The sequence below is a fragment of the Treponema sp. JC4 genome (assembly GCF_000260795.1).
Lineage (GTDB): Bacteria > Spirochaetota > Spirochaetia > Treponematales > Treponemataceae > Treponema_D.
Map to the genome: position 1 here is coordinate 41,335 of NZ_AJGU01000017.1, position 8,934 is coordinate 50,268.

9 protein-coding genes are annotated in these 8,934 nt (G+C 41.7%); 8 read left to right on the plus strand and 1 reads right to left on the minus strand.

Annotation, left to right across the window (positions count from 1 at the left end; all coding sequences use genetic code 11):
* Nucleotides 1–7: 7 nt before the first annotated feature.
* From flgB to MSI_RS08210, 8 genes are all read left to right on the plus strand, one after another.
* A complete protein-coding gene (gene flgB, locus MSI_RS08175) occupies nt 8–424 on the plus strand; it encodes a flagellar basal body rod protein FlgB (RefSeq protein WP_009105696.1) in 417 nt (138 codons plus the stop codon).
* A 35-nt stretch (nt 425–459) separates the two neighbouring features.
* A complete protein-coding gene (gene flgC, locus MSI_RS08180; protein WP_009105698.1) occupies nt 460–918 on the plus strand; it encodes a flagellar basal body rod protein FlgC in 459 nt (152 codons plus the stop codon).
* Nucleotides 919–948: 30 nt separating this feature from the next.
* The gene (gene fliE, locus MSI_RS08185; protein WP_009105700.1) at nt 949–1,344 is read left to right on the plus strand and encodes a flagellar hook-basal body complex protein FliE; all 396 of its coding nucleotides are present in this window, start codon (nt 949–951) and stop codon (nt 1,342–1,344) included.
* Between the two features lie 223 nt (nt 1,345–1,567).
* Entirely contained in the window at nt 1,568–3,277 is a 1,710-nt protein-coding gene (fliF, locus tag MSI_RS08190) for a flagellar basal-body MS-ring/collar protein FliF (RefSeq protein ID WP_009105703.1), read from the plus strand.
* A gap of 12 nt (nt 3,278–3,289) precedes the next feature.
* Nucleotides 3,290–4,384, plus strand: a complete 1,095-nt coding sequence (gene fliG, locus MSI_RS08195; protein ID WP_009105706.1) for a flagellar motor switch protein FliG — start codon at nt 3,290–3,292, stop codon at nt 4,382–4,384.
* Between the two features lie 35 nt (nt 4,385–4,419).
* The gene (gene fliH / locus MSI_RS08200) at nt 4,420–5,352 is read left to right on the plus strand and encodes a flagellar assembly protein FliH (protein ID WP_009105708.1); all 933 of its coding nucleotides are present in this window, start codon (nt 4,420–4,422) and stop codon (nt 5,350–5,352) included.
* 18 nt (nt 5,353–5,370) lie between these two features.
* Nucleotides 5,371–6,801: a FliI/YscN family ATPase gene (locus tag MSI_RS08205; protein WP_009105711.1), complete on the plus strand. Its 1,431-nt coding sequence runs from the start codon at nt 5,371–5,373 to the stop codon at nt 6,799–6,801.
* Nucleotides 6,788–7,222 carry a hypothetical protein gene (locus MSI_RS08210; protein ID WP_009105713.1) on the plus strand — a complete coding sequence of 145 codons (435 nt, stop codon included), beginning with the start codon at nt 6,788–6,790 and terminating at the stop codon, nt 7,220–7,222. Before MSI_RS08205 ends, MSI_RS08210 begins: the two co-directional genes overlap by 14 nt.
* Nucleotides 7,223–7,356: 134 nt before the next feature.
* Here the strand turns inward: MSI_RS08210 and MSI_RS08215 are convergent.
* Nucleotides 7,357–8,934, minus strand: a 1,578-nt coding sequence (locus MSI_RS08215; protein WP_039924585.1) for a nucleoside kinase, incomplete at its 5' end; no start/stop codon positions are given.

Sequence of the window (8,934 nt, forward strand, 5' to 3'; positions counted from 1 at the left end):
CAAAAATATGAATAGTTTTACACGCTCAATCGATTTATTACAGCGCGAAATGGATGTATCGAGTTTGCGTTATCAGGTTACTTCTAATAACCTTGCAAATGCCGAAACACCTAACTTTAAGCGCCAGACCGTGAACTTTGAAAGCGAATTAAAACGCGCTTTTGAATCAGAAAAAATGGCGAAAGATTCTTTTCAGCTCACACGTACAGACGACCGCCATATTAAAATCAACCAGCCATACGATTACCGCGAAGTCCAGCCTCGCCGTGTAACAGATTATCTTTCTACATCAAAAGCCAACGGCAACAACGTAGATGCTGAATACGAAGCTAACAATATCCTTCAGATTCAGATGCAGTACCGTTTACTCACACAACTGACAGCATTTGAATTTGATCAGGTTAATACGGCTATGAAGAAATAATGAGTAAGGCCGCCAAGTTAATAGGGAGATAAAATATGGGATTGTTCACCAGTATAAATATTGCGGCAACAGGAATGAGTGCCGAACGTCTTAGAAGCGACGTAATTTCAGATAACATTGCAAACGCAACAACAACAAGAACTCAGAAAGGAGGAGCCTTCAAACGCTCTTCTGTAATTTTAAGCCCTGTTTCGGATTCACATCCTCAGTGGAGAATGCCTTTTGTGCCGTCTGACCTTGATAACGGTCCTGGACGAGGTGTAAAGGTAATGGAAATTGTAAAGGATAACAGTGAAGGCACCTTTGTTTATGATCCTGACCATCCTGATGCAATAAAATCGGGCCCACACGCAGGTTATGTTGAATATCCTAACGTAAACATCGTAAATGAAATGGTAGATTTGATTTCTGCCAGCCGCGCCTACGAAGCAAATGCTACTGTTGTAGACGGTGCAAAGGATATGTTCAACGCTGCATTGGACATTGGCCGCTAGTTGATGTAGAATAAAAACGGGTGGTGGAATATGAAAATTGCAGAATTTGGCGCTCTTCAGATGACGCGCACTGATGCTCAGCATTTTGGAAAATCTAAGCTTTCTTCGGTAACTAATGCAGCTTCTATGCCGGCTGTAAATTCTATAAAAGGCGTTTCTAAGGACGAGGAACTTTATTCTCTTAGCGGAGTAAAGGAAGCTTCTTCGCGTTCTTTTCAGTCTTATCTTATGGAAGCGCTGAATTCTGTAAACGGCAGCCAGCTTGAGGTAAATGCCGTTCAGGAAAAATTAATCACAAATCCTGATGATGTAGATATTCATGACGTTACAATCGCCATGTCAAAGGCCAGAATGAGTTTGAATCTTGCCCAGAACGTAATTGACAGAATTACAACCAGCTGGAACGAGATTACAACAACGCGATAATAGAAAATAAAAAACGCACTTTGTTCAAAAGTGTGTTTTTTATTTACGTGGAAATGCGTCGTCGATTAAAATTGCGAAAGCAATTTTAATCCAGCTCGTTAGGCTTTTTACCCCGTTGCGATAATTTTTCGTTGTCAAATTTCCCCTCATATGTTATAATTAACTAAATTTATATAAATTTCTTTAAAAAATAGAAAAGAAATTCGTTCACGGGAGGGGACAGATGAACGAATGGCTTAAAAAACTTACCGAAAGGGTAAAAAACCTTTGGAAAAACGGTAAGCCGATTCAAAAAGTCATAATTATTGGTGTAATTGCAGTTATCATAATTGCTGTTGTATCTGCGGCTAAGGTGTCTTCAAAGCCGACAACAGTAAAGGTTTTTACACAGGCAATTTCAGATCCGGACACTCTTACAAAAATCACAGACAGAATTGATGAAGAACATATCCCTTGTTCAGTTCAGGATGGCTATATTATTGTTGAAGATGAACGTACTGCACGTAAACTTCAGACTCTTTTAGTGAGCGAAAATCTTGTCCCTTCTTACGTTCAGCCTTTTTCTGCAGCAATTTTTAAGCGTGACTGGTCAACAACAGATGCTGATCAGCTTATGAAGATGAATAAGGAACTTCAGAACGAAGTCCGCAATATGATTATTACAATTGACGGCATCCGGGACGCAAAGGTTGTAATTGTACGTCCTGAAGATAAGCTTTTTGCCGCTGATCAGAGACCTGTTTCTGCCTCTGTAACCCTCTTTTTGAACAGCGGAAGTGATTTTGCTTCAAACCGCCGCCGAATTTTAGGTTTACAGCGCCTTATTCTTTCTGCCGTTGAAGGCCTTACAGAAGATAACCTTGTAATTACAAACTCACAGGGTGAACAGATTAATGATTTTGAAGGCATGGCTGAAAGCGACCGCATTGATTTAGTCGCAAAACAGCAGAAAAATATCAATAAAATGGAAATTCAGATGACTGCAGACATTCTTACAACTCTGCAGGGAATTTTCACAGAAGACAGAATCCGTAACCTCAACGTAAAGCTTGAGATGGATTATTCTCAGAAAACAATTGATTCTACAAAATATTCTCCAATTGTCCGCAAGGAAGATAACCCCGACACTCCTTACGACGATTCAGACTATGTAGATTATCTTCCTATTTCCAGCCAGACTGTTACAAACGAATGGCAGGGAACAGGTTATAATCCGGAAGGTCCAGCAGGCGTAGAAGGTCAGACTCCTCCGGTTTATTCAGATATGAGTAATGTAATCGGTCGTTCTACTCAGACTGGCGTTACTCAGAATAACGTAATCAACACAACTACAACTCATGAAGTTTCGGCTCCAAAGCCAGAAAAATGGTCTGTTTCTGTAAACGTTGACGGTGTATGGAAGAAATCTAAAGATCCAAAGACCGGTCAGTGGGAATTTGATGAGTTTGGTGCAATTAAGCGTACATATGTAGAACCAACTCAGGCAGAACTGGACAGTGTTAGAAGTTATATCGAAGGTGCAATCGGCTATAACAGAAGCCGCGGTGATATTGTTAGTGTAACCGCTTTGCAGATTGACCGAACAAAACAGTTTGAAGAAGAAGATGCTGCTTATTTTGCAGCAATTCAGCGCAGAAGAACAATTATTCTGGTTCTTGTTTCAATTGCCGTTATCCTTGTCGGCTTTATCCTGTTCAGAATTATTTCCAAGGAAATGGAAAGACGCAGACGCGAACGCGAAGCTCGTCTTCTTGCAGAACAGCAGGCTGCACGCGAACGTGCCCTTTGGGAAGCAAAAGACGAAGGTATGGACGTTACAATGTCTGTTGAAGAAACAAGACGTATGGAACTTCAGGAAAATGCAGTTGCTATGGCAAAAGAGCATCCTGAAGATGTTGCAATGCTCATACGTACATGGCTGATGGAAGAGTAGGGAGGAAGATAGATGGCTGATGAAGCAATGGAAGTAAAATCATCACCAAAACCGGTGTTAAAGCCAGCTGGAGCCGGTGGTTCTTCAAAAAAGAACAATAAGGATTATAAAAGCCTTACTGGCCGTCAGAAAGCGGCTATTTTCTTAATCTCTATTGGACCTGATGTTTCTGCTGAAATCATGAAGCATCTGCGCGAAGATGAGGTTGAAACCCTTACTTTTGAAATTGCACGCCAGGAAAAGGTAAATCCTGAATTTAAAGATGCCGTTCTTGAAGAGTTCCAGGAGCTGATGAATGCTCAGAACTTTATTACAACCGGTGGTATCGACTATGCCCGCGAGCTTTTGGAAAAATCTTTGGGAAGCCAGAAGGCTATCGATATTATCAACCGTCTTACAAGTTCCCTTCAGGTTCGTCCTTTCGACTTTATCCGCCGTACAGACCCGGCTCATTTGTTAAACTTTATTCAACAGGAATATCCGCAGACTATTGCCTTGATTCTTGCTTATCTTGAACCTGGTAAAGCTGCCGTTATTTTGCAGAATCTTCCTGAAGAAATGCAGGCCGAAGTTTCTAAGCGACTTGCAACCATGGACCGTACATCTCCTGACGTTTTGCGCGAAGTTGAACGCGTATTGGAAAAGAAACTTTCTACTCTGTCTAGCGAAGACTATACTGCAGCCGGTGGTGTTGAATCTATCGTTGAAATCCTCAACCTTGTTGACCGTTCTTCTGAAAAGGCAATTATCGAACAGCTGGAAGAGGACGATCCAGACCTTGCAGAGGAAATCAAAAAGCGAATGTTCGTATTCGAAGATATCGTTATGCTCGACGACCGTGCTATTCAGAAGGTACTCCGCGATGTCGATCAGCAGGAACTTGCAAAAGCCCTCAAATCTGTCGATACAGAAGTACAGGACAAAATCTTCCGCAATATGTCAAAACGTGCGGCTTCTATGCTTAAGGAAGATATGGAATTCATGGGACCTGTCCGCCTGAAGGACGTTGAAGAGTCTCAGCAGAAGATTGTATCTATCATCCGTCGTCTTGAAGACTCTGGTGATATCGTTATTGCTCGTTCTGGTGAGGACGAACTGGTTTCATAAATTAATCTGTAAAAAAAGTAGAGAGGTAGTTTAAAGTGGCAAAAGCAGTTTTCAGACCCGGCGAAGCAAAAGAACTAGAAAAGAAGATGGTTTTGCCGCTTTTTAAAGATTATACTCCGGTAGAAGAAGAGCCTGAGGTTGAAGAAGAAGTTTATGATGGTCCTACTGTTGAAGACCTGAAAAAAGAAGCTGAAGAATTCAAGGCTCAGTGGGAGCAGGAAAAACTGCAGATGCAGAATGAGGCTCAGCTTCAGGCTGATGCTATCATTAAAAAAGCTGAAGATGCCGCTTTTGAAGAAGTTCAGCGTCAGACAAACTCTGCTGCAGAAATTAAGGCAAATGCAGAAAATGAAGCAAATCAGATTCTTTCTAAAGCCCGTGCAGAAGCAGAACAGATTGTTGCAGAGGCTGAAGCAAAAAGAGAGCAGCTGGAATCTGCCGCACATCAGAATGGTTATGAAGCCGGTTATAAAGAAGGATATGATAGCGGAGTTGCAGAAGTAAATCGTCTTGTTGAGCGAATGCACAAAATGGTTGAATCTGTTATGCAGCGTCGTGAAGAAATTCTTTCTGAAACTGAAAGCCAGATTGTAGAACTTGTAATTTTGATGGCAAGAAAAGTTATCAAAATCCTTTCCGAAAGTCAGAAAAATGTTGTAATGGCAAATACTCTTGCAGCCCTTAAAAAGGTAAAGGCACGAGGAAAGGTAACTTTGCGCGTAAATCTTGAAGAAGTAAAGCTTACAAGCGCACATATTCAGGAATTTATTCAGCACGTAGAAAATATTGAAGCAATAAAGGTTCTTGAAGATTCATCTGTAGAAAAAGGCGGATGTATTGTTGAAACTGACTTTGGTGCAATTGATGCCCGCATTTCAAGTCAGCTTACCGAACTTGAAAATAAAATCCTTGAAGTTTCTCCTCTTAAGACAATTAAGCCGCAGGATAATCTTACTTCTGCAGAGTAAGGCTTGAGGGAGGGGAAAATGTTATCTTCTTATCAGGGTGATTTTAATTTTACAAAATATCTCGAAAAAGTTTGCGATGCAGAAACAATTTTATATACCGGCCGTGTATGCGGTGTTAAGGGACTTGAAATTGAAAGTGAAGGTCCCCGTTCTGTAATCGGTGAAATCTGTACTATAAAACTTCCCGATGGAAAAACAATTAAAGCTGAAGTTGTTGGTTTGCAGGGGAAAACTGTCCGCCTTACAGCTTTTGGCGAAACTAAGGGAATTGAAATCGGCTGCGAAGTTATTGCTTCCGGTGCAACCCTGCAGGTTCCTGTAGGAATGTCTCTTCTTGGAAGAACCATTGATGCAACCGGAACTGCCATTGACGGTAAAGGAGAAATAAGCCCTGAAACTTATTACCCTGCAATTGAAGTCTCTCCTGATCCTATGAGAAAGGCTCCAGTAAACAAGAGAATTACAACCGGAGTCCGTGCAATTGATTCGCTTTTGACAATCGGAAAGGGACAGCGAATTGGTATTTTTGCGGGCTCTGGTGTCGGAAAATCAACTCTTCTTTCTATGATTGCCCGCAATACTGATGCAGATATAAACGTAATCGGTTTGATTGGTGAACGAGGCCGCGAGGTTCTGGATTTTATTGACCGTGACCTTGGAAAAGAAGGTTTAAAGCGTTCTGTCGTTGTAGTTGCAACCGGCGACCAGCCTGCAATCTGCCGAGTCCGCGCTGCCTATGTCTGTACTGCAATTGCAGAATACTTCCGCGACCAGGGAAAAGACGTTGTTCTTATGATGGATAACGTTACCCGTTTTGCCAAGGCTCAGCAGGAAATCGGCCTTTCAAATGGCGAACTTCCAGGAAACGGCGGTTATCCTCCTTCAGTTTTTGATATGCTTCCAAAGCTTATGGAACGTACCGGAACAAACGATAAGGGCTCTATTACAGCCTTCTATAATGTACTTGTTGATTCTGATGATATGAACGAGCCTATTACTGATGCTGTCCGCGGTATTCTGGATGGTCATATCGTTCTTTCCCGCCAGCTGGCCCAGGCTTATCACTATCCTGCAATTGACGTGCTTGCTTCCATAAGTCGTCTTTCTAAAAGGGTAACCGGAAGACAGACTCAGACTGCTGCTGGAAAAATAAGAACTTTGATGGCAACTTACCGGGATAACTCTACAATGATTACTGCGGGAATTTATCAGAAGGGTAATTCTGCAAGCATTGATGCGGCTATTGATAAGCATGATGAAATTGAAGATTTCTTAAAACAGGAAGAATTTGAACCGTGTCCAATGAGCGACACTCTTGATAAAATGTCTGTTGTAGCAGGAATCGAAATACCTGAAGAGGAGTATTCAGAAACTCCTGCTTTGAACCGTCCTACTACCGCTCAAATTGTTGATGCCCAGAAGGCAGTAGCAGAAAGTGAAGAAATTTAAGTTTGAACTTGAAAAAATTCTTGAATACCGCGATTTTGAAAAGCAGCAGGCTGAAGGAGAACTTGCAAAGGCGCTTGCTGTTGAAACTGAAATTCAAAACAATTTAAAGAAAATTGCAGAACAGTATGCTGCTTTGGATAAATATATGTCCGGCTCCCTTGATTTTTCTGATATGGTCAGCATGAGTCAGAATAAGAATCTTTTAAATTATCAGAAGGAAGAACTTCTTAAGCAGCTTGCCGAAGCAAAGCTTGTAAGCGAACAGAAACGCGAAGTTCTTAAAGAATGTATGAAAAAAACTTCCGCACTGGAAAAAATGAAGGAAATCCAGCTTGCCCAGTATAAAGAAGAAGTTAAGCACGCAGAAAATAAAAGGCTGCAGGCGATTGCGAACAGTAAAGTGTCAGCGGATCACAGATAGCGCCCTCGCTAGTCTCGGGCGTGAGCGGTTCTATCGATGAACCTAAACTGACCCGCTGTCGCAGCTCGCTTTTTAAGTCGCAGCAAGCTGCTTACCGAGTTTTGTTCCAAAACTCGCGGGTTTCCGATTATCATCTAATACTTGAAAGCAGATCCTCCAATAAACTCACGTATAATAGATCTCGGCGGTACGGCTTCCGGGGAAACTGTGGTGAAGTTTTCCAGGAAGGAGAGCAGGCGACGGGCTTCGGCGTATTCAGGCATTGAAGGATTTACCTGACGCAAAAGCGGCGCTGCATAAACTCGCAGAACAGAAAGTTCGTAGTCCAGGGCTGTATTCAAAACTGCATCTGCATTGTTCTGGAATGGGAAGATATGAAGTTCTTCTCCCTTTCGTACACTAGGCCACATCTGAATTGTTCCTTCTGCAGGCTTTCCGCGGAAATTATTGTCGCGTACAATACGGCGGATAAGACGGTTATCACTTGTAGAAACCCGGTTATGGTCATTTAAGTTCAGCTGTGTTAAGGCAGAAAGATAAATCTTAAATTTATATTCTGCAGGAACCTTTGGCGTAAGCTTATCATTCAAACCATGAATTCCTTCCATAATAAGAATTTCATTTTTACCCAAAGACATTGTGTTGCCTTCTTCAAAGTAACTTGTTCCTGTATGGAAGTCGTAGCTTGGAAGATTAATTTCTTTTCCTTCGAATAAATCAATAAGATTCTGGTTCAAAAGCTCAATGTTCAAAGCTTCAAGACATTCAAAGTCTGGTTCGCCATTTTCATCAAGAGGAGTTTTATCCTTGCCGGCATAGTAGCAGTCAAGGCTTATAACTTTTGGAGTGTAGCCAAGTGCCTGAAGTTCCAGTGCAAGTTTTTTTGCAGAGGTTGTCTTTCCTGAAGAGGAAGGACCCGCAATCAAAACTACGCGTACGGTTTTTCTTTCAATAATCTGGCTTGCAATTTTTGAAAAGTTTTTCTGCTGGAAAATCTCTGTAATATCAATAAAGTCATTGATTTTTCGCTGGGCAATCAGTTCGTTAAGGGATGCTGCCGAGGTAACGTTCATGCGGCGTCCCCAGTTCTTGTACTTCTGATAAACTTCAAAAAGTTTTGGTTCATCCTTGAATTCTGGAAGTTTATCCGGAGTTGCATGGCTAGGGAAGCGCAGTAAAAAGCCTTCTCCGTATTTTTTCAGTTCGAAGGTTTTTAAGATTCCTGTGTGCTGAACCATAGGTCCAAAATACATGTCAGAGAATTCCCCGATTGTATTGATTTTTACAGAAGGAAGGCTTAAATATTCCAGCTGCTTTCTGGTTTCTACAAGTCCCAGTCTGTCAAAAAGTTCTGTCGCTTCCTCATAGGCAATGCGCTCTGTTTTAATTTCCAGATCCTGCTCAACGATTTTTCGCATTTCTGCCTGCATGGCATCAATTACTTCCTGAGTATCTTCTTTTCCGTCATCAAGATTGTAATAATAGCCATAGCCAAGACTGTGTCCTACAAGAAGTCTTGTTTTTGGATAAAGTCTGTGGGCGGCAGCTGCCAGCAGAAGGCAGAGGGATCGCTTGTAAATTGCAGAACCATCTTTTGTAGCCAGCATAATCGGTTCAATTTTAGCTGTATACTGAATTCGCTTTTCCAGAGAACAGATTTCATTATTTAGTTTTACACCTACGACATTTGCAGTTTCCTCTGGTGATAAGTT